Origin of the sequence: Streptomyces sp. NPDC059957, from assembly GCF_042730015.1 — a bacterium.
Taxonomy (GTDB): domain Bacteria; phylum Actinomycetota; class Actinomycetes; order Streptomycetales; family Streptomycetaceae; genus Streptomyces.
The window spans coordinates 140,495-159,136 of record NZ_JBHWMB010000004.1; the positions used below are offsets into that span (position 1 = coordinate 140,495).

Consider the following 18,642-nt stretch of genomic DNA (forward strand, 5'->3'; position numbering starts at 1 on the left):
GCCTGAGCCGGCCGAGACGAGGACGACGCGCATGCCGGTCCCCATCCCACGCCACGGCCGGGTCCGGCGGGCGCGCCGCCGGGTCACCCTGGCCGCGCTGCCCGCGGTCCTGCTCACCCTGGCGGTCGCCGGGGCCGCCCCCGGCGCGACGGATCCCGCGGCGGGGGCCACGGCTCCCGCCGCCCGGAACCCCGCCCGGCCCGGCGCGGGACACATCGCGACGCCGCCCGCGACGCCGTCCGCGACGTCTCCCGCGCCCCGGCCGCGGGCCTTCGACGCCGGACCCGCGCGGGCCTCCCTGCAGCGGCTGCTGCCGCGCCACGCCGGGCAGTTCACGCTGGTGCCCGACCCCGGAGCCGGGCCCGACACCTTCACCGTGTCCGGCACGGCCGGTGCGATCACCGTCCGGGGTTCCACCGGCGCCACCCTGCTCACCGGGGTCGGCTGGTACCTCCAGCACGTCGCCGGAGCGGACATCGGCTGGCCCGGCGACAGCATCGGCGTGCTGCCCGCAGAGCTGCCGGCGGTGCCCTCCCCGGTCACCCGCAGCGCGCGGGTGGCGCACCGGTACGCGCTCAACGACACCGACGACGGGTACTCCGGTCCGTACCGCACCTTCGAGGAGCACCAGCGCCAGGTCGACCTGATGGCGCTGCACGGCATCAACGAGGTGTTCGTGCAGATCGGCGCCGAGTACCCGTACTACCGGGCGCTCCAGCAGTTCGGTTACACCGCCGAGGAGATGCGGGAGTGGATCCCGGGGCCCGGTCACCAGAGCTGGTGGCTGCTGCAGAACCTGAGCGGCTTCGGCGGTCCGGTGTCCGAGGAACTGATGCGCGGGCGGGCCACGTTGGGCGGCAGGATCGCCGAACAGCTGCGCGGCCTCGGCATGACCCCGGTCCTGCCGGGCTACTTCGGGACGGTGCCGCCGTCCTTCGCCGGGCGCAATCCGGGCGCGGTGACGGTTCCGCAGGGCGACTGGGCGGGCTTCGACCGGCCCGACTGGCTGGACCCGGTCTCGCCTCCCTTCGCCCGGCTGGCCGCCGCGTACTACGCCGAGCAGCGCGCGGTGTTCGGGGACAGCACGATGTACCGGATGAGCCCGCTGCACGAGGGCGGGCAGACCGGTTCGGTGGACGTGAAGGCGGCCGCCGGGGCGGTGCAGCAGGCCCTGTGGGCGGCGCACCCGGGAGCACTGTGGGCGGTGCTGGGCTGGCAGGACGATCCGACCAAGGAGCTGCTGGCCGGGGTGGACACCTCGAAGCTGCTGATCCTGGACGGGCTCTCCGACCGGTACAACAGGCTGGACCGCGAAACCCGTTGGGCCGGTACCTCGTACGCCATCGGCTCGATCTACAACTTCGGCGGGCACACGACGATCGGCGCCAACACCTCGGTGTGGATCGACCGCTTCCAGGCCTGGAGCGCGAAGCCCGACAGCGCGCTCACCGGCATCGCCTACCTGCCCGAGGCCACCGGGACCAACCCGGCGGCCTTCGACCTCTTCACCGACCTGGCGTGGGAGCCCGGCCCCATCGACCAGCGCAAGTGGTTCGCGGACTTCGCAGGCCGCCGGTACGGGGCCCCGGACGCCGCGGCCGCCGCGGCCTGGGAGGAGCTGCGCAAGGGCCCGTACAGCACCTCCTCGGGGCTGTGGTCGGAGTCCCAGGACAGCCTGTTCACCGCCCGGCCGAGCCTGACGGCGGTGGGATCGGCCTACTGGAGCCCCAAGGCGATGCGGTATCCGGCCGGTTCGGTACGCCGCGCCCTCGACCACCTGCTCAAGGTGGACGCCCGGCTGCGCGGATCCAGCGCCTACCGCTTCGACCTGGTGGACACCACCCGGCAGGCCCTCGCCAACCACTCGCGGGTTCTGCTGCCCAAGATCAAGGCGGCCTACGAAGCCAAGGACCTGGCCCTGTTCCGGGAGCTGACCGCCGACTGGGCCTACCGGGAGAAGCAGTTGGACGCGCTCGTCGGCTCCGATCCGAACTTCCTGCTCGGCTCCTGGCTTTCGGCGGCCCGCTCGCACGGCGCCGACGAGGCCGAGCGGGACCGGTACGAGTACGACGCCCGCTCGATCCTCAGCGTGTGGGGGAGGCAGAGCACCAGCGAGGGCGGCTTCCTGCACGACTACGCGAACCGTGAATGGAGCGGCCTGATCAGCGAGTTGTACGCCCGGCGCTGGTCCTCCTACTTCGCCTCGCTGGAGGAGGCCCTCGTGCAGCGCGCCGCGCCGAGGGCGATCGACTGGCACGCCTTCGAGGACGACTGGGCCCGGCTCACCACCCGCCACCCGGCGCGGCCGAGCGGTGACCCGTACGTCTTGGCGAGCGGTATCGCCGCCACCCTTCCCGAGGTCAACTGACCTACACCACAAGGTGCGTGGAGATCTCCCGATGAAGCACCGCTCACCCCCGGGCGGGATGCTCCCCACCCGCCCGGGGGACAACCGGGGCGATCGGCCGCCGCTCAAGCGGGGCACCGGGTTCACTGAAGGAAACTGACGGGAACGGATCAGGGGCGGTCGCGGAAACATCATCCGACGGCCGCCCTTTCCGACGCCGCCATCGCCGGAAGGACGCCCGCCATGTCCGAGACCGACCCGCACCGCACCCCATCGACGCTGGAGCTGCTGACGCTCCTCACCGGCGGGGGCACCGCGCCCGCCGGTATGCCCGCCGGTCTGCCCGCCTCCGGCCGGTTACGGCCGTCCGCCGACCGGGAGCTGCAGTTGCGCCGCCGCTCCGATCTGCGGGCACGGCTCACCGACGGGATCGTGGAACTGCGCAAGCGCCGGCCGTGGAGCGGGCCGGTCACCCGCTCACCCGAGGCGCGGACCCCCGGCGCCGAGGCACCCTGGTAGCTGGGGGGCACATCCCACCGAGCGGGGCGGGCGGTGACTCCGCATGATCCGTACGAAAGCGGGGCGGGCCGGCCCCGCACGGCCGGGCCGGGCCGCGCTCGGCGCCGTCAGCGGACTGCTCGCCGCCTTCGCCGGGCTCGCGCTGGCCCAGCTGGCCGCGGCGGCCGTACGCCCCGAGGCCGCCCCGGTCACCGCCGTCGGCGGGGCCGTGGTCGACGCGACCCCCGCCGCCGTCGAGCAATGGGCGATCCGCCAGTTCGGCACGGCCGACAAGCTGGTCCTGACCCTGGGCATCGGCGCCGTGCTGGCCGCGGTGGCGATCGTGGCCGGACTGCTCGCCGTACGCCGCCCGGCCGCGGGCACGGCGCTCGCCGCCGCCACCGGCTTGCTCGGCGCGCTGGCCGCACTCGGCCGGCCGGAGGCCGCCCCGCAGGACGCGCTGCCCTCGCTGGTGGGCGGACTCGCGGCCGCCGGAGTGCTGTACCTGCTGGTCAGGGCGATCCCCCGGCCCCACCCGCGGTCCTCGGGAGCCGGCCCGCCCACCGCCATGGACCGGCGCGGCTTCGGCCGCCTCGCCCTCGCCACCCTGGCCCTCTCGGCCGGGGCCGGGTACGCCGGGCGACGGCTCGGCGCCTTCGGGGACGCGGGAGCCACGGCCTCGCGGGCCGGACTCGTCCTTCCGCGGCCCGCCGTGCCGGCCCCGCCCGTACCGGCCGGGTCGGACCTGCGGATCCCCGGGACCACGCCCTTCATCACCCCCAACCGGGCGTTCTACCGGGTGGACACCGCGCTGGTCGTCCCGCGCGTGGACGCGGACACCTGGCGGCTGCGCGTCCACGGGGACGGGGTTTCCAGGCCCCTCGACCTCGGCCTGCACGACCTGCTGGCCCGCCCCCTGGTCGAACACGACGCCACCCTCACCTGCGTGTCGAACGAGGTCGGCGGCCCGTACGCGGGCAATGCCCGCTGGCTCGGCGTGCGGCTCGCCGATCTGCTCCGCGAAGCGGGGGTGCGACCGCCGTCGCAGGGCGGCCGGGCCGACCAGCTCGTGGCGCGCTCGGTGGACGGGATGACCCTCGGCACCCCCGTCGAGGCCGTGATGGACGGCCGCGAGGCGCTGCTGGCCGTGGGCATGAACGGCGAGCCGCTCCCCTTCCGGCACGGCTTCCCCGTCCGGATGATCGTGCCCGGCCTGTACGGGTACGTCTCCGCGTGCAAGTGGCTGCGCGAGCTGCGGCTGACCACCTTCGCCGCGTACGACGCGTACTGGGTGCGCCGTTCCTGGGCGCAGCAGGCTCCGGTCAAGACCCAGTCGCGCATCGACACCCCGCGCCCCTTCGCCGAGGTCGCGGCGGGCCGGGTGGCCGTCGCCGGGGTGGCGTGGGCGCAGCACCGGGGCATCGCGCGGGTCGAGGTACGGGTGGACGCGGGCCCGTGGCGGGAGGCCCGGCTCGGGGCGGCGGACGGGGACGACACCTGGCGCCAGTGGGTGTGGCCCTGGGAGGCGGCTCCTGGCGGGCACACCCTGGAGGTCCGCGCCACGGACCGCACCGGCGCCGTACAGACGGGGGATCGCACCGGAACCCTCCCCGACGGGGCCACCGGCCGGCACGCGGTGACGGTCCGGGTCCGGGGCTAGGGGGTGTCTTGCCGATCAGGCCGGGCGTCAGGCCTGGGTCGTCCGGTGTCCTGCCGATCGGGCCCGTTCAGCAGGCGACGGCCGGACCCTCGGTGTGCGGGCCCTCGGCCGGGCAGACCATGGCGGCCGGGCCGGCCAGGGCGCGGGCCTCGTGGAGCAGGTCGGGCGGGGTGGCGGCGCTGAGGGTCCAGACCACGACGGCGCCGGCGCCGCCCGCGGGCGGCTCCGGGACGGCCGCGAAGCGGTCCCTCAGTTCGGCCTCGGCGGTCTGCGGGTACGGGAGGTGCAGCGTCTCGTAGCGCACCGGGGCGGTGTCCACCGGGAGGATCCGGATCCGGCGGCGTTCGCGACCCGGGTCGCGGCTCGGGTCCGGGTCCGCGGCGGGTCCTTCGATCAGGAGCTCGGTGAAACCGCGGCCGCCCGACTCTGCGGGGCCGCGGGCGTGCGTGTTGCCCGGGTAGGCGGCGAAGGCGCCGGCGCCGGGGACCAGCCGGTGGTGGACGTGGCCCAGCGCCCAGTAGTCGTATCCGGCGCGGGCCAGCGTCCGCGGGTCTGCCGGTGCGCAGATCCTGCGGCTCCAGGCTCCGTGCAGGCTGGTGTGCAGCAGCCCTATGTTGACGGCGCCGGGTATCGCGCGGGGGAAGCCGGCCGCGAGGTCGCGGCGCTCGTCGGGCACCGCCACCGACTGGCCGTGGACGGTGATGCCGAGGTCGGGCCAGGTCACCGACTCGGGGGCGTCGGCGCCGAGCCAGCGCACCGAGGGCGGGAGGTTCAGTTTGTGCGGCAGCGGGGTCTCGGCGTCGTGGTTGCCCGAGACCACCACCGTGCGCAGGCCCGCCTCGTGGAAGGCGCCGAGCGCGTCCTGGCAGGCGGCCAGCGCGCGGGCGTCGGTGTGGCGGCGGTCGAAGACGTCCCCGGCGACGAGCACCGCGTCGTAGCCGCCCCCGGCGATGCGGTGCACGGCCGCGCTCAGGGCCTCGTACGGGGCTTCGCGCCGGTCTATCGCGGGCGCCCCGGGGTAGTCGGCAAGGCCTCGCAGGGCGGAGCCTATGTGCAGGTCGGCCAGGTGGGCCACGCGTATCGGCGCGGGCGCGGAGGTGTTCACCGGCCGAGGATGAGCTCGGTCTTGAAGGCGTCCCGCTCCAGCAGCCAGCCCTCGGCGCGGAGCTTGCCCATCAGGTCGGAGCGCAGCTCGACCGCTTCGCGCAGGGTGCGTCCCTTGGCGGTGATCTCTGCGAACCAGGCCAGCTCGCCGGAGGCGGTCCGCAGCCGGCTGACTTGCGTCTCCATCGCGTGATCGAGCATCCGGCCAGGATAGTTGGCCTGTCTTACGGGACCGTGGAGCCGGGATGAAGCGGCGACCGACTCAGCCCAACCGGCAGGTTTCGCGCCCCACTTGGCGAGCTTCCCGGGGAGGCGGTCCAGGACGAGGGCGCGGGAGGCGTCGAGTCCGGGCAGTTCGCCGGGTGCCAGTCCCGGGACCGGCCGGCACTTCTTGTTGGTGAAGTCGAGGGTGGCGCGGGTGTGGCTGAGGTTGACCTGGACGGTGTAATTGCCGTCGCCCGCGCAGAAGTTGTGTCCGGACGCGCGGTCCATCACGCGCCGCACGGCGGCCGGGTCCGTACCGTCGCCCTCGATGTCGAAGCGGGCCTTGTAGGCGAGGCGGACCCGGTTCTCGTCGTCGTGGCGCCGGATTCGGACGATCCAGCCCTGCCCGCCCAGGCTGCGCCCGGCGTCGTCGACGTACTGGGCGACCTCCGAGCGGCCGGGCGCGCCGAGCGACAGCGCGGCGGCCGCGGCGGCCGTGGGCAGGCCGTCGGCGTCGAGCACCCGCTCCGGGTCGACGAGCAGTTTGACCTGGTAGCCCGCGCGCGAGGGCGCCACCGGCGACATCCCGGCCCGCACTCCGGAACGAATCCGGCGACTCGTCACTTTCTGCGTCTTCTGCAGTTTCCGCATATCCCCGTCGATCATGCCTCATACGACACCAGCACGCCCGAAAGCCCCGGAACCGCGCAGGTGAACAGGCGGTGAATCTACCCCAGGACGAAGGTCCCGACCTGCGAGGTCTCCCGACCCCCCGGTTCGGGATCTTCGCCGTTCGTTCACGCCAGATAAGGATCGTAGATTGTGAATGCATTCACAAGACTGGCAACGGACAAAGGTGCACGTCATGGCCACTCTGCTCGCCCCTTCTCGCAAGATCACCGCCACCGGCCCGGCCGCCGGGGCCACCGGAGGTGAGAGCGGTCCCACACTCGCCCTGCCGGCCCGCATCGCCCTCGCCGCCCTCCGCGTCCTGGTCGCCTGGACCTTCATCTGACCCTTCCTGGACAAGCTGTTCGGGCTCGGATTCAGCACCCCGTCCGCCAAGTCCGTCATCAACGGGGGCTCGCCGACCGAAGGGTTCCTACTGCACGGGACGAAGGGCCCCTTCGCGCACACCTTCGACTCGGTAGCCGGCGCCGGCTGGCTTGACCTGATCTTCATGACGGGCCTGCTCGGCATCGGCCTGGCGTTCCTGCTCGGCATCGGCACGCGGATCGCCGCCGTGTCCTGCGCGATGATGATGGGCTTCATGTGGCTCGTCACGATGCTGCCCGCGACCAACCCCCTCACCGACGACCACTGGATCCTCGCGGTGGCCGGCGCGGTCGTGGCCACGACCGCCGCGGGCAACCACTTCGGGCTCGGCCGGGCCTGGCGCCGGACCGCGCTCGTCCGCCGGTACCGCTTCCTGATCTGAGACCGGCGCCCCGCGCCCGGCACCCACCTCCCCGGGTCCGACACGTTGCGCACCGCCCGCTCCCCCGGGCGGTGCGCATCGTAGATTTGGCGTATTGTCCGGAATTCTCCATCATTCCGTCGTACGTCAGGAGCCGGCGCAGTGGAGCTGACCAGTACGTCGTTCCTCGTCACGCTGATCGTCGTGACCGCGCTCGCGATGCTCGCCGCGCTGCTCCTGTGGAACCGGATCCCCGGGCCCGGCTGGGTGCGCTGGCCGGCCCGGCTGCTGATGATCGGCCTGTGTCAGCTCACCGCCATCTGCGTGGTGGCCACCTGGATCAACGGGAGCTACGGCCTCTACTCCTCCTGGGACGACCTGCTGGGCACCGACACCGGGCAGAACGACTCCGCCATGACCGGGCCGCCGCTGGGGCGGGCCAAGTTCACTCCCAGCGGCGACGGCACCCGCACCGCCTTCTTCCGCGGCTCCCACTCGAAGCTCGCCGGCCAGGTCATCGTGTGGACTCCCCCGGAGTACGACGCGCCGGGCGCCGACAAGACCCGGTTCCCCGTGCTGATGCTGCTGCACGGCTACCCGGGCACGCCCCGCTCCTGGATCGACATCGGCGACATGCCCGGCGCGCTGGAGCAGCTCGTCCAGCTCGGCGCGGCGCACCCCTTCATCCTGGTGATCCCCGACCTGTACCCCGGCGGCGTGAACACCGACTGCACGGACACCCCGCAGCGGAAGGTGGCGAGCTGGCTCGCGGAGGACGTGCCGGATCTGGTCGCCAGGAACTTCCGCACGCTCCCCGAGCCCAAGGGCTGGGGCCTGATGGGCATTTCCACGGGGGCCTTCTGCGCGGCCAAGCTGCCGCTGCAGTACCCGAAGGCGTTCCGGGCGGGCGCCGCCCTGGACCCGGATCCGCTGACCGGCGATCCGGAGGTGCTGTCGGATCCCGTGCTGCGCGAACGCAACAGCCCCATGTGGCTGGTCCAGCACGCAAAGAACACGGACGTCGGGCTGTTCCTGGCCACGTCCGCGCAGGACAAGGACAGCCCGCCGCAGCAGCTGACCGACTTCACCAAGGCGGCCCAGAACTCCGGGGTCCGGATCAAGACCCTGGTCCGCCCGCAGGGCGGGCACAACTTCCAGACCTGGATCGCGATGTACCCCGACGCCCTGGGTTGGCTGAGCACGGAGATCTCACCGCCGGGCGAGGCCCCGTAGGCGGACCGGAAGCGACTCCACGCTGTTGCCTATGAAGCTGCGCTGGTGCGGGAGTTCCGCTTCGGGGACGGCCAGGTCCAGGTCCGGGAAACGGGTGAAGAGGGCATCCAGGGCGATGGTGGCTTCCATCCGGGCGAGCGGGGCCCCGACGCAGTAGTGGGCGCCGTGCCCGAAGGAGAGGTGGCGGGCCACGGTGGGGCGGGTCAGGTCGAAGCGGTCGGCGTCCGGGCCGTGGAAGGCCTCGTCGCGGCCGGCCGCCGTGTAGCCGGCGAGGACCGGGGTGCCCTGCGGGATCAGGGTCCCGTCGATGGTCAGATCGCGGGTCGGGTAGCGGAACGGGAACCAGCTGACCGGGCCGTCGAAGCGCAGGGTCTCGTCGACGACGTCGGACCAGGTGGCCTTTCCTTCCAGGACCAGCGCTAGCTGGTCGCGGTGGGTGCACAGGGCGCGGACGGCATTGCTGATCAGGTTGAGCGTGGTCTCGTGGCCCGCGACCAGCATCAGCCGCATGGTGCCGGTGAGTTCGGCCTCGCTGAGCCGGTCGCCGTCGCCGTCGCGGGCGGCGATCAGCGCGCTCGTCAGGTCCTCGCCGGGATCGGCCCGGCGGGCGGCGGCGATGGCCCCGATCAGCTCGACGAGCTCGCGCACGGCCGCCATGACCTCGGCCGGGGTGGAGTCCGTGGCCACGATGACGGTGTTGGACAGCTCGTGCAGCCGCCCCCGGTGTTCGGGGTTCACGCCGAGGAGCTCGCAGATCACGCTCATCGGGAGCGGGAGCGCGACGTGCGTGCGCAGGTCCGCCACCCCGTCGGGGGACTCCTGTGCCGCCCGGTCCAGGTCGTCCAGCAGGCCGGCCGTCAGTTCCTCGATCCGGGGGCGCAGCCGCTCCACCTGGCGGGCGGTGAAGGCGTTGCCCACCAGGGAGCGCAGCCGGCGGTGGTCGGCGTCGTCGGCGGTGTGCATGCCCTGGGCGTTGGCGAAGACGCGCAGCGGCCAGTCCGGGGCGATGGTGCCGTCGTGCAGGGCGGGGAAGTGCCGGGCGGCCTTGGCCACATCGGGGTGGCCCAGGAACTCCTTCAACGCCTCGTGACCGAGGACGACCGCGCCGGGCACACCACCGGGAAGCACCACCTCGGTCACGGCGCCGCGGGCGAGCAGTCTGGCGTTGAGGGCGTGCGGGCAGCCGCCGGCGGGGTCGATGACATGCGGGGGTACGGGCGTGGACGGGGGCGTGGGCGGGCGCGTGGGCGTCGGCTCGGGTGCCTGCGCGGTGGGATCGGTGGACAAGCCTGTCTCCTGACCATACGAAAGGATCTCGGCCAACAGTGCGTCCTCGGGGGCCGGTTGTTCAAGGCCGCACCCGCATCGAAGCGGCGATCCGCAGGCGCGCCGCACCGTGCCCGCCGCACGCGGGCGTCGTAGGGTCGCGGTCATGGTGGAGGAAGTGCAGCGGACTCTCGAAGGCAAGGTGGCCCTGGTGGCCGGGGCGACCCGGGGCGCGGGCAGGGGCATCGCGGTCGAGCTGGGGGCGCGGGGCGCGACCGTGTACGTGAGCGGGCGCAGCACGCGGGGCAGGCGCTCGGAGTACGACCGGCCCGAGACGATCGAGGAGACGGCCGAGCTGGTCACGGCGGCGGGCGGCCAGGGCATCGCGGTGGTCGCGGACCACCTGGTACCCGAACAGGTCGAGGCCCTGGTCGGGCGGATCGACGCCGAGCAGGGCCGGCTCGACGTGCTGGTGAACGACATCTGGGGCGGCGAGCGGCTCTTCGAGTGGGAGAGCACGGTCTGGGAGCACGACCTGGACAAGGGGCTGCGGCTGCTGCGACTGGCCGTGGAGACCCACGCGGTGACCAGCCACTACGCGCTCCCGCTGCTGCTGCGCGAGCCGGGCGGGCTGGTGGTGGAGATGACGGACGGCACGGCGGAGTACAACGCGAGTCGCTACCGGGTCTCCTTCTTCTACGACATCGCCAAGTCGGCGGTGCTGCGCATGGCGTTCGCACTCGGACACGAGGTGGGCCCGCGCGGGGCGACGGCGGTGGCGCTCACCCCGGGCTGGCTCCGGTCGGAGATGATGCTCGACAACTTCGGTGTCACCGAGGCGAATTGGCGCGACGCATTGAAGACGGTCCCGCACTTCGGCATCTCGGAGACCCCGTTCTACGTCGGCCGCGCGGTCGCGGCCCTGGCCGCCGACCCGGAACTGCCCCGCTGGAACGGGCAGTCGCTCTCCAGCGGGCAGCTCGCTCAGGTCTACGGCTTCACGGACGTGGACGGCAGCCGGCCGGACGCCTGGCGGTACATGGTCGAGGTGCAGGACCCGGACCTCCCGGCGGACCCCACCGGCTACCGGTAGGGCGGGCCTTTCGGATGAGGCCTGGCCGGTCCAGGTCCGCGGCGAGTGCGAACGGCTGCGCTCCGAGGGTGTCCCGATCGTCATGGAGCCTCGCGTGGAGCCCTGGGGCGGGCGGGTGTTCCTGGTGTCCGACCCCAACGGTGTGATCATCGAGCTGGTCGACTGGGTGGAAACCGCGCCCGAGACGGCCACCTACGCCACCGGCCCCGACGCCACCACCGCCTAGGACAGGAACACGCTCCCGTGACCCCACCCCGCCTGGTCCCCCTGCTGGCCCAGTTCGACTTCGCCCGCGCCCGCCTCTCCGGCCGTATGGCCGGCCCCGTCATGGACAGCGGCGACGGGACGGACACCGCGGTCGGCCCCATGACGGACGAGGAGTACCTCTGGGAGCCGGTCCCGGACTGCTGGTCGGTGCGCCGCCGCACGGACGGGCCCGGGGCGCGGGCGACCGTACTGGCCGGTGCGGGCGACTGGGGGCGGGATGCCGCGGCCTATCCGCATCCCTGGCCGCCGCCGTTCACCACGATCGCGTGGCGGCTGAGCCACCTCACCGAGATGCTCGCCCTGCGCGCCGACCACACCGCCGGGAGCCGCGGGCTGACCCGGGCCGACCAACGCGTCGAGGGCGGGGCGGCGGCGGCCGTCGCAGGCTTCGACTCCGCCGCGGCGGCCTGGCGCGGTGCGCTGCTGAGCGTCGACGAGGCCGCCCTGGACACCGTGGGGTACTGCACCTACCCGCACGGCAGCGACGCGGAGGAGCCGTTCGTCGACATCGCCTGGTGGGTCAACCAGGAACTGCTGCACCACGGGGCCGAGATCGCGCTGATCCGCGATCTGTACCGGGCGCGGGGGCGCTGACACAGAGCCCCCGCGCCGCGGATGGGTCAGCCCGCGGCGATCCCGGGGCCGCCGTCGGCGAGCGGGGCGAAGAAGCGGGCCACGTACTGCTCGGTGACCTCGCCGAGGGTGGCCGGGGACCAGTGCGGGGTGCGGTCCTTGTCGACGACCTGCGCCCGGATGCCCTCCACCAGGTCGGGCGAGGTCAACGCATTGCAGGAGACCCGGAACTCCTGTTCCAGCACCGGCTCCAGGGCGCCGAGCGCGGCGGCCCGGCGCACGGCCTCCAGGGTCACCTTCAGGGCGGTCGGGGACTTGGCGAGGATCGTCTCGGCGGCCTGCTTGGCCTCCGGGTCCCCGTAGCCGAGCAGCCGGTCCACGATCTCCTCGACGGTGGCGGCGGCGTAGCAGTGGTCGATCCAGCCCCGCGCCTCGGCCAGCACCCCCGGCTCGGGCTCGGCGGCGTACCGCCCGAGCACCTCCCCGGCCGGGGCCCCGGCGAGCTCGGCGGTCAGCGCCGGCAGCCGGTCGGCGGGTACGAAGTGGTCGGCGAGCCCGCACAGCAGCGCGTCGGCGGCGCCCACCGCGGAGCCGGTGAGGGCGAGATGGGTGCCGAGCAGGCCGGGGGCGCGGGCCAGCAGGTGCGTGCCGCCGACGTCCGGGACGAACCCGATGCCGGTTTCGGGCATGGCGACGCGGGAGCGCTCGGTGACCACGCGGACGCCGCCGTGGGCGGACACGCCGACTCCGCCGCCCATCACGATCCCGTCCATGAGGGCCACGTAGGGCTTGGGGTAGCGGGCGATGTACGCGTTGAGCCGGTACTCGTCGCGCCAGAACGCGGCCGAGGCCCGCGTCCCGGCCTTGGCGTCGTCGTGGATGGCCCGGATGTCCCCGCCTGCGCACAGCCCCCGCTCGCCCGCCCCGCGGATGAGCACCTGCTCCACGCCCGGATCCCGCTCCCAGCCGGTCAGGGCCTCGGTGATGCCGAGCACCATGGGATGGGTGAGGGCGTTGAGGGCCCTGGGGCGGTTGAGGGTGATCACCCCGGTACGGCCTTCGACGGCGCACAGGACGGTGTCGGGGGTGTCGGCCATGGCTACGGTGTCGGCTTCGCTCTTCACGCCGTCCAGTATGGACGGCGCGTAGTCTGGTCCGTTATGGGAAAGATCATCCTGATGTCGCAGGTCTCCCTCGACGGCTACTACGAGGGTCCGGAGCGGCAGCTCGACTGGGGCCGCGTCGACGAAGAGCTGCACCAGCACATGAACGACGAAGTCCGGTCGGCCGGCGGCATGCTGATGGGCCGGGTCACCTACGAGCAGATGGCCGCCTACTGGCCCACCGCCGGCGCCGATCCGGCCGCGACCGCGGCGGAGAGGGACTTCGCGGGCATCTGGCGCTCCGCGCGGAAGTACGTGTACTCGCGCACCCTGGCCGCCGAGCAGGCCGACCCGAAGGCCACCGTGCTGCGGGAGGTCGTACCGGAGGAGGTAGCGGCCCTCAAGGCCGCCCCGGGCGGTGACCTGACCCTGAGCGGGGCGGACCTCGCCGCCTCGTTCCTGCGCCACGGCCTGGTGGACGAGTACCGGATCTACGTGCACCCCGTACGCATCGGCCGCGGCCACCCCCTCTTCCCGCCCTCCGACGGCCTGGTCCCGCTCCGGCTGGAGGAGACCCGCACCTTCGGCACCGGGGTCGTGCTGCTTCGGTACGCCCCAGCCTGATCGGGCTCTTGCCCCGCGGGGGGCGAGGCGGACTTCGGCCGTGAACCACCAGGGGCTGGCGCCTTCGTCGTCGAGGAAGGTGCCGGTTGCACCGCCGGCGGTGATCTCCGGCGGGCTTGCCCGCCCCGGGGATGCCGGCGTTGTCGACCAGGACGTCGAGGGAACCGTGCTCGCGGGAGATGTGTGCGGCGTCGGCGCGGGCGCCGCGCCCGGCGATCCGCTCCTCGACCACCGGGATCAGGCGGCGCGGCGCCTCGCCGGCAGCCAGGGCGGTCAGGGGCGGTAGACCTTGCCGGGTTCCGGGTGGGCGGGCGCGAGGAGTTGGGAGACGGTCACGAAGGTGTACCCGCGGTCGCGGAGTTCGCTGACGATGCCGGGGACGGCGGGGATGGTTCCGGAGTAGCGCTCGTGGAGCAGGATGATCCCGTCCCGCTTGGTCTGGTCGAGGACGCGCTGCTTGATGAGTCCGCTGTCGGTGGTCGCGTAGTCCTTCGCGGTGACGCTCCACAGGATCTGGGCCAGGCCGAGTTCCTTCATCACCTTCTTCACCTCGTCATTGGTGGCGCCGCCCGGAGGGCGCATGAGGGTGGGCGCACGGCCCGTCGCCTTCTCTATGTCCTGCTGAACCGGCTCCATTTCGGCACGTATTTCGTCAGGAGTGAGTTCGGTGAGGTTCTCGTGCGACCACGTGTGGTTCGCTATCTCGTGGCCTTCGTCGGCCATGCGGCGCACGATATCGGGGTAGGTGTCGGTATGGCCTTTTCCTTGGAGGAAGAAGGTGGCCGGGACTCCTTCCCGTTTCAGGAAATCGAGCAGGTGGGGTGTCGGCTCGCTCGGGCCGCCGTCGAAGGTGAGGGCCACGCACTTGGCGACGTTGCAGTCCACCGGGCCGGATGTGTGTCCTGAACTGGGCTTGTCGAGCGAGCGGACCGCCTCCGCGCGGATGGCCGCCGGTGAGACGACCCCGTTCAGGGTGGAGCAGCCGGTGAGAGTCGTCACCAGTAGCGCGGCCGCGGCCATGACCATTCGCCGGGAGGAAGTGTGGCGCATACGGCGCTTGCACGAGCTATTCATGTGGTGAAATCCCGAATTGGTCATAGGAGATGGATCGGTGGACACCCATGCAGTGAACAATGCCCGCATGAAGAAACGGCGCAGGTGACCTCTCGCGGTGGAATGGTGTCGGCATCCCGGCAGATCCAGCGGTCGAAGCAGCATGCACAGAGGCGCCTTGATGAACCCTTAGGGCGCCTGAAGACTGCTACTTCAGGTAGGTGCCGAAGAACGCGGTCGCGTAGCGGATCGCGGTCTCGCGTTGCTCCGCGGGCCCCAGCTGCCGGGGGGTACCCGTTCCGTTCGTGCTCTCGCACCGCCCTCCGGGACGATTGCGCTTCTCGACGGCGACATCGTCCGTCGCGAAGGCCGGCCCGGTGCCGGGGGTCCAGACCGTGTTGAAGAAGTTGTGGTTGCCGCCGGGCACGTCGTGGTGTTCGACGTTCGGGTTCCCGGCGGCCATCGCGACGGGGACCTTGCTGTCCTCCCGCATGGCGTCGCAGGTTCCCGCGACCAGCGAGAGGGGAACGCGGGTGATGCGTTCCTTGCCGGCGTGGATGCCGTTCATGGCGGGCGCGAAGGCGAGTGCGCCCCGGAGGGTCACGCCGGGCGGGAGTTCGTGGCTGTCCAGCGCCTGGGCGAGGACGCCTCCGCCGCCGCGCGAGTGCCCGAGCGTGCCGACCCGGTCCAGGTCCACATGACCGGTGAACCGGCTGAGCGCCCGCAGCGGGCCTTCCCCGGTGGAGAGTTGCTTCCACATCTCCAGGTGCTTGTCCAGCAGGGCCGCACGCGCGGTGTGACCCTGGTTCTTCTCCTGGGCCTGGATGCCGTTGGCCGCGACCGACACCACGATGTAGCCCTTCTCGGCCAGTGCCTCGGCGAGGTAGGAGTACCCCAGGTGGTTGTCGACCGGCTTGGCTCCCCCGGCGCACGGCCAGCCCTGCCCGCGGACCGGCTTGTCACCCGCGGCGCAGGTGTCGCCCCAGCCGTGCAGCATCATCACCAGGGGGTGCTTCCCCCCGCCCAGCTCGCGCGGGTAGGTGGCGGCGGCCTTCAGCTCCGTACGCTTGCCGTCCAGGCCTGGAGCCGCGTAGGCGGTGTCACCGAAGTCGTACGTGAGCTGGGCAGAACGGGCCGTGCCGTCCTGCGTGGATATCCGGGCCGAGCCGACGACCTCGGGCCGAGAGCTGCCGCAGGCGGTCCCCAGAGTGACCGCGGCGACGGCCGTCACGGGGAGGATGCAGCGGCGCAGGGAGCGGGGGAGCATACGCATCGGCAAGCAGGCCCTTTCGGGGCACGGATCTCAGGCTGGGACGGCCGCTCGGATCCGTGGGTACCGCGGCGACTCCTTGAAGATATGCACCCTGATCGCCGGGTATGTATCAGTTGCCGCATATATGCGTATCAATGCCGATGGGAGGGTGAGCCGTACGAAGACGCATCGATCGCGTATGCCGTCTGGCCCTAGGCCCCGGGGCCGTCTGGCCCTAGGCCCCGGGGTCGTCTGGCCCTAGGCCCCGGGGTCGGCCGGCGCCGACAGTGAGGTGAGGTATCCGGACAGGGCCGTCGCCGTGCCGGGCAGCGGGAAGCGGGCGCCGAGGTACCCGTCGGGGCGTACGAGGAATCCGGTCGGGCCGTCGGCGCCGTACAGCCGGGCGAACTCCCCGGCGGCATCCCGGTATCCGGGGACGGCAACGGGCAGGCCGGCGGCGGCGTCGAGTGCGGCCTCGCGGGCCAGGACGGCTAGGAGCGCCAGGGTCGGCGGGCCCGGGGAGCCGCTCCCGTCCGCGCCACCCTCCGCCAGTGCCGACCCCGCGGTCACGGCCTGCTCGGCGGCCTCGGCCAGGGCCGCGCCGTCGGCCCCGTACAGGATCACCACGTGGCCGACCCGTCCGCGCAGGACGTCGAGCAGCCGTGAGGGGTAGGAGGCGAGGGGCAGGGTCAACCCCGAGCAGTCCGGGGCCCGTTCACCGGGCTGGGGCGCGTCGGCCGGGCCGAACGGACTGCCGGCGAGCGGTCCCTCCCGGTAGCCGACGAGCAGTTGGGCCTCGCGGAGCAACACGGTCCGCACGTCGTCCGGTTCGTCCTCCATGCCCTGGGTCGCGTGCCGCACGGTCCGGCCGACGACCTCCTCGCCGACCGGGCGGCGCTCGGCGTCGTAGCTCGCGAGCAGGGCCGGCCCGGCCGACCCCCGGAGGGTGAGCGCGAGCTTCCAGGCCAGGTTGCAGGCGTCCTGGATCCCGGTGTTCATGCCCTGGGCGCCGGTGGGCGGGTGGATGTGGGCGGCGTCGCCCGCGACGAAGACGCGGCCGTCGCCGTAGCGGTCGACGATGCGGTGGCTGATGCGGAACACGGAGGACCAACGCATGCCGGAGACCGTGGCGGGGGCCGGGGCGAGGCGGTCGACGACGGCCTGGATGTGGGACAGCTCGGGGACCCGGCCGCCCTCCAGCCCGTGCTGCACGCCGTCGCCCGCTCCGGGGCCGCCCGCCGAGCCCCCCGCCGGTCCGGAGGCCGGCTGTGCGGAGAGTTCGGGCGGGACCAGCATCGACATGCGGTAGCGGCCCCTGCCGGGCAGCGGGATGCACACCAGCACGTCGTCGGCGGACCCGTCGGCGCCCTGGTGCGTGGAGCGCAGTCCGTATCCCTCGGGCAGGTCCCAGTCGCTGACGACGTCGGCCAGCATGTACTCCTCGGTGAAGGCCCCGCCCTCGTAGGAGAGTCCGAGCCCTTTGCGCACGGTGCTGTGCGCTCCGTCGCAGCCGATCAGGTAGCGGGTGCGCAGTTCCTCCTCACCGCCGGAAGCGGTGCGCAGGAGGCTGGTGACCCCGCCTCCGGGTCCGTCCCCGTTCCCGTCACCCTCCCCGTCCTGGGTGAACGACAGCAGTTCGGTGCCGCGTTCGATGACGGTGCCCAGCGCCGCGAGGTGCTCTTCGAGGATGCGCTCGGTCTCGTACTGCGGCAACGCGGCGAACCGGTACGGCACTTCGGGGGGCAGCATGAGCTCGATCCGGGCGCGTTCGGTGCCGTTGACGTAGATCAGCTGACCGCGCAGGGGCACGGCGGCCTCCATGACGGTGCGGGCCAGGCCCATCCGGTCCCAGATCTCCAGGGTGCGCGGCTGGATGCCGACCGCCTTCGCGTACGGGAGGCGGGCCGGCAGCCGGTCGACGATGCGGCAGCGCACGCCGTGCCGGCGCAGTTCGGCGGCCGCGCTGAGGCCGACCGGACCCGCGCCCACGATCAGCACGTCGGTCGTCGGGGTGTGCGCCATGGGTCCTCCCGACCGCCTGGCCCCGAGCCGGTTCCCTCCTCCCATGCTGACCCGGCGGGACGCGGAGGGCCATACGAGGGGTCGGACGAAGGGGTCGGACGAAGGGGTCGGACGAAGGGGTCGGACACAAGGGTCGGACGAAGGGGGCCGGTCAGCCTCCCTTGGCGTGTACTCCCGGCGTGTGCCCGAAGGCCCGCCGGAACACGTCGATGAACGCGCTCGTCGAGGACCAGCCGCAGCGGTGCGCGACCGCCGTCACGGGGGTGTCCACGGCCAGCAGCCGCAGCGCGTGGTGCAGCCGCAGCTGGGTCCGCCACTGGGGGAACGTCATGCCCAGCTCCGCGCGGAACAGCCGGCTCAGGGTCCGCTCCCCCGCCCCGGCCCCGGCCTGCGCGGAGAGCTCCGCGAGCCCGCGCCGGTCCGCCGGATCGGCGTGCAGCAGTGCGCACACCGCCGCCAGCCGGGGATCGGAGGGAGCGGGCAGGTGCAGCGGCTGGAGCGGCGAGGCCCGCAGCTGGTCGAGCAGCACAGCCAGCATCCGGCGCCGCTCGGCGCTGTCGTCCTGCGGGGCCCGGGTGTACGCCAGGATCAGCTCGCGCAGCAGGGGGCCGACGGCGAGCACGGCGGGGGCGGACAGGGAGAGCGGGTTGAGGCGAGTGGGCAGGCCCACGCTGTGCAGGTCGACGCGGCCGAAGGCGCGGTGCTCGTGCACGGTCCCGGCCGGGATCCACAGGGCACGGGTGGTCGGGGCCACCCAGGTGCCCGCGTCGGTGGTCACGGACAGCACCCCGGAACCCGCGTAGCAGATCTGGTGGTCGTCGTGGCGGTGCGGATCGATGCCGTGATGGGTGTCGAGCTCGCGCATGCTCGTCGCCGCGCGCGGGGTGTGGCGGATTTTCTGCATCATCCGGCAATTTATCGGAAGC

General features: G+C 73.0%; 18 protein-coding genes and 1 pseudogene. 11 read left to right on the top strand and 8 right to left on the bottom strand.

The window, feature by feature from the left end:
- The first annotated feature begins 31 nt into the window (after positions 1-31).
- The 3 genes from ACFWBW_RS04530 (at position 32) to ACFWBW_RS04540 (ending at position 4,505) form a co-directional block, all read left to right on the top strand.
- Positions 32-2,368: an alpha-N-acetylglucosaminidase gene (locus ACFWBW_RS04530; protein ID WP_385368304.1), complete on the top strand. Its 2,337-nt coding sequence runs from the start codon at positions 32-34 to the stop codon at positions 2,366-2,368.
- Between the two features lie 222 nt (positions 2,369-2,590).
- Entirely contained in the window at positions 2,591-2,866 is a 276-nt protein-coding gene (locus ACFWBW_RS04535) for a hypothetical protein (RefSeq protein WP_385368306.1), read from the top strand.
- Positions 2,867-2,909: 43 nt separating this feature from the next.
- Positions 2,910-4,505: a molybdopterin-dependent oxidoreductase gene (locus tag ACFWBW_RS04540; protein ID WP_385368308.1), complete on the top strand. Its 1,596-nt coding sequence runs from the start codon at positions 2,910-2,912 to the stop codon at positions 4,503-4,505.
- A gap of 67 nt (positions 4,506-4,572) precedes the next feature.
- Here the strand turns inward: ACFWBW_RS04540 and ACFWBW_RS04545 are convergent, their stop codons facing one another.
- Together ACFWBW_RS04545 and ACFWBW_RS04550 are read right to left on the bottom strand one after the other, a co-directional pair.
- Positions 4,573-5,610, bottom strand: coding sequence for an exonuclease SbcCD subunit D (locus ACFWBW_RS04545; protein ID WP_385368310.1), 1,038 nt, complete (start codon positions 5,608-5,610; stop codon positions 4,573-4,575).
- On the bottom strand, positions 5,607-6,389 hold the full coding sequence (locus tag ACFWBW_RS04550) for a hypothetical protein (RefSeq protein ID WP_385368312.1): 783 nt from the start codon (positions 6,387-6,389) through the stop codon (positions 5,607-5,609). Before ACFWBW_RS04550 ends, ACFWBW_RS04545 begins: the two co-directional genes overlap by 4 nt.
- 289 nt (positions 6,390-6,678) lie before the next feature.
- Between ACFWBW_RS04550 and ACFWBW_RS04555 the strand changes: the two genes are divergently transcribed.
- The 3 genes from ACFWBW_RS04555 to ACFWBW_RS04565 all read left to right on the top strand — a co-directional run bounded on the left by ACFWBW_RS04555 (position 6,679) and on the right by ACFWBW_RS04565 (position 8,463).
- A complete protein-coding gene (locus ACFWBW_RS04555) occupies positions 6,679-6,828 on the top strand; it encodes a hypothetical protein (protein WP_385368314.1) in 150 nt (49 codons plus the stop codon).
- 165 nt (positions 6,829-6,993) lie between these two features.
- Positions 6,994-7,251, top strand: coding sequence for a hypothetical protein (locus ACFWBW_RS04560; RefSeq protein ID WP_385368316.1), 258 nt, complete (start codon positions 6,994-6,996; stop codon positions 7,249-7,251).
- A gap of 141 nt (positions 7,252-7,392) precedes the next feature.
- Positions 7,393-8,463, top strand: coding sequence for an alpha/beta hydrolase (locus ACFWBW_RS04565; protein ID WP_385368318.1), 1,071 nt, complete (start codon positions 7,393-7,395; stop codon positions 8,461-8,463).
- On the opposite strand, the gene ACFWBW_RS04570 is transcribed toward ACFWBW_RS04565, so the two are convergent.
- Positions 8,440-9,663 carry a cytochrome P450 gene (locus ACFWBW_RS04570; RefSeq protein ID WP_385368431.1) on the bottom strand — a complete coding sequence of 408 codons (1,224 nt, stop codon included), beginning with the start codon at positions 9,661-9,663 and terminating at the stop codon, positions 8,440-8,442. The genes ACFWBW_RS04565 and ACFWBW_RS04570 overlap by 24 nt on opposite strands.
- A gap of 232 nt (positions 9,664-9,895) precedes the next feature.
- Between ACFWBW_RS04570 and ACFWBW_RS04575 the strand changes: the two genes are divergently transcribed.
- The 3 genes and pseudogenes from ACFWBW_RS04575 (at position 9,896) to ACFWBW_RS04585 (ending at position 11,683) form a co-directional block, all read left to right on the top strand.
- Positions 9,896-10,822 (top strand): SDR family oxidoreductase, encoded by a 927-nt coding sequence (locus ACFWBW_RS04575; protein WP_385368320.1) that lies wholly within the window; start codon positions 9,896-9,898, stop codon positions 10,820-10,822.
- Positions 10,823-10,868: 46 nt separating this feature from the next.
- A pseudogene (locus ACFWBW_RS04580) lies at positions 10,869-11,048 on the top strand (VOC family protein); the annotation flags it as partial.
- 17 nt (positions 11,049-11,065) lie between these two features.
- Entirely contained in the window at positions 11,066-11,683 is a 618-nt protein-coding gene (locus tag ACFWBW_RS04585; RefSeq protein ID WP_385368322.1) for a DinB family protein, read from the top strand.
- A 26-nt stretch (positions 11,684-11,709) separates the two neighbouring features.
- Here the strand turns inward: ACFWBW_RS04585 and ACFWBW_RS04590 are convergent, their stop codons facing one another.
- Positions 11,710-12,759: an enoyl-CoA hydratase/isomerase family protein gene (locus tag ACFWBW_RS04590; protein WP_385368433.1), complete on the bottom strand. Its 1,050-nt coding sequence runs from the start codon at positions 12,757-12,759 to the stop codon at positions 11,710-11,712.
- Positions 12,760-12,822: 63 nt separating this feature from the next.
- Here ACFWBW_RS04590 and ACFWBW_RS04595 point away from each other — a divergent pair, with 63 nt between their 5' ends.
- Both ACFWBW_RS04595 and ACFWBW_RS04600 read left to right on the top strand, forming a co-directional pair.
- Complete coding sequence (locus tag ACFWBW_RS04595; protein ID WP_385368324.1) at positions 12,823-13,389, top strand: dihydrofolate reductase family protein; 567 nt, start codon at positions 12,823-12,825, stop codon at positions 13,387-13,389.
- A gap of 40 nt (positions 13,390-13,429) precedes the next feature.
- Positions 13,430-13,675: a hypothetical protein gene (locus ACFWBW_RS04600; protein WP_385368326.1), complete on the top strand. Its 246-nt coding sequence runs from the start codon at positions 13,430-13,432 to the stop codon at positions 13,673-13,675.
- Here ACFWBW_RS04600 and ACFWBW_RS04605 read toward each other — a convergent pair.
- The 4 genes from ACFWBW_RS04605 to ACFWBW_RS04620 form a co-directional block, all read right to left on the bottom strand.
- On the bottom strand, positions 13,663-14,439 hold the full coding sequence (locus ACFWBW_RS04605) for a polysaccharide deacetylase family protein (RefSeq protein ID WP_385368328.1): 777 nt from the start codon (positions 14,437-14,439) through the stop codon (positions 13,663-13,665). The two genes, ACFWBW_RS04600 and ACFWBW_RS04605, sit on opposite strands and share 13 nt — an antisense overlap.
- Before the next feature lie 211 nt (positions 14,440-14,650).
- On the bottom strand, positions 14,651-15,715 hold the full coding sequence (locus ACFWBW_RS04610; protein ID WP_385368330.1) for an alpha/beta hydrolase family protein: 1,065 nt from the start codon (positions 15,713-15,715) through the stop codon (positions 14,651-14,653).
- A 237-nt stretch (positions 15,716-15,952) separates the two neighbouring features.
- Positions 15,953-17,716 (bottom strand): FAD-dependent monooxygenase, encoded by a 1,764-nt coding sequence (locus ACFWBW_RS04615; RefSeq protein ID WP_385368332.1) that lies wholly within the window; start codon positions 17,714-17,716, stop codon positions 15,953-15,955.
- A gap of 151 nt (positions 17,717-17,867) precedes the next feature.
- Positions 17,868-18,620 carry an AraC family transcriptional regulator gene (locus ACFWBW_RS04620; RefSeq protein WP_385368435.1) on the bottom strand — a complete coding sequence of 251 codons (753 nt, stop codon included), beginning with the start codon at positions 18,618-18,620 and terminating at the stop codon, positions 17,868-17,870.
- Positions 18,621-18,642 lie beyond the last annotated feature (22 nt).

Coding starts and splice junctions, on each gene's coding strand:
- ACFWBW_RS04540 (WP_385368308.1), top strand. CDS start 2,910: ATGATCCGTACGAAAGCGGGGCGGGCCGGCCCCGCACGGCCGGGCCGG.
- ACFWBW_RS04605 (WP_385368328.1), bottom strand. CDS start 14,439: ATGCGCCACACTTCCTCCCGGCGAATGGTCATGGCCGCGGCCGCGCTA.
- ACFWBW_RS04590 (WP_385368433.1), bottom strand. CDS start 12,759: ATGGCCGACACCCCCGACACCGTCCTGTGCGCCGTCGAAGGCCGTACC.
- ACFWBW_RS04535 (WP_385368306.1), top strand. CDS start 2,591: ATGTCCGAGACCGACCCGCACCGCACCCCATCGACGCTGGAGCTGCTG.
- ACFWBW_RS04530 (WP_385368304.1), top strand. CDS start 32: ATGCCGGTCCCCATCCCACGCCACGGCCGGGTCCGGCGGGCGCGCCGC.
- ACFWBW_RS04615 (WP_385368332.1), bottom strand. CDS start 17,716: ATGGCGCACACCCCGACGACCGACGTGCTGATCGTGGGCGCGGGTCCG.
- ACFWBW_RS04620 (WP_385368435.1), bottom strand. CDS start 18,620: ATGCAGAAAATCCGCCACACCCCGCGCGCGGCGACGAGCATGCGCGAG.
- ACFWBW_RS04575 (WP_385368320.1), top strand. CDS start 9,896: ATGGTGGAGGAAGTGCAGCGGACTCTCGAAGGCAAGGTGGCCCTGGTG.
- ACFWBW_RS04610 (WP_385368330.1), bottom strand. CDS start 15,715: ATGCGTATGCTCCCCCGCTCCCTGCGCCGCTGCATCCTCCCCGTGACG.
- ACFWBW_RS04595 (WP_385368324.1), top strand. CDS start 12,823: ATGGGAAAGATCATCCTGATGTCGCAGGTCTCCCTCGACGGCTACTAC.
- ACFWBW_RS04555 (WP_385368314.1), top strand. CDS start 6,679: ATGGCCACTCTGCTCGCCCCTTCTCGCAAGATCACCGCCACCGGCCCG.
- ACFWBW_RS04560 (WP_385368316.1), top strand. CDS start 6,994: ATGACGGGCCTGCTCGGCATCGGCCTGGCGTTCCTGCTCGGCATCGGC.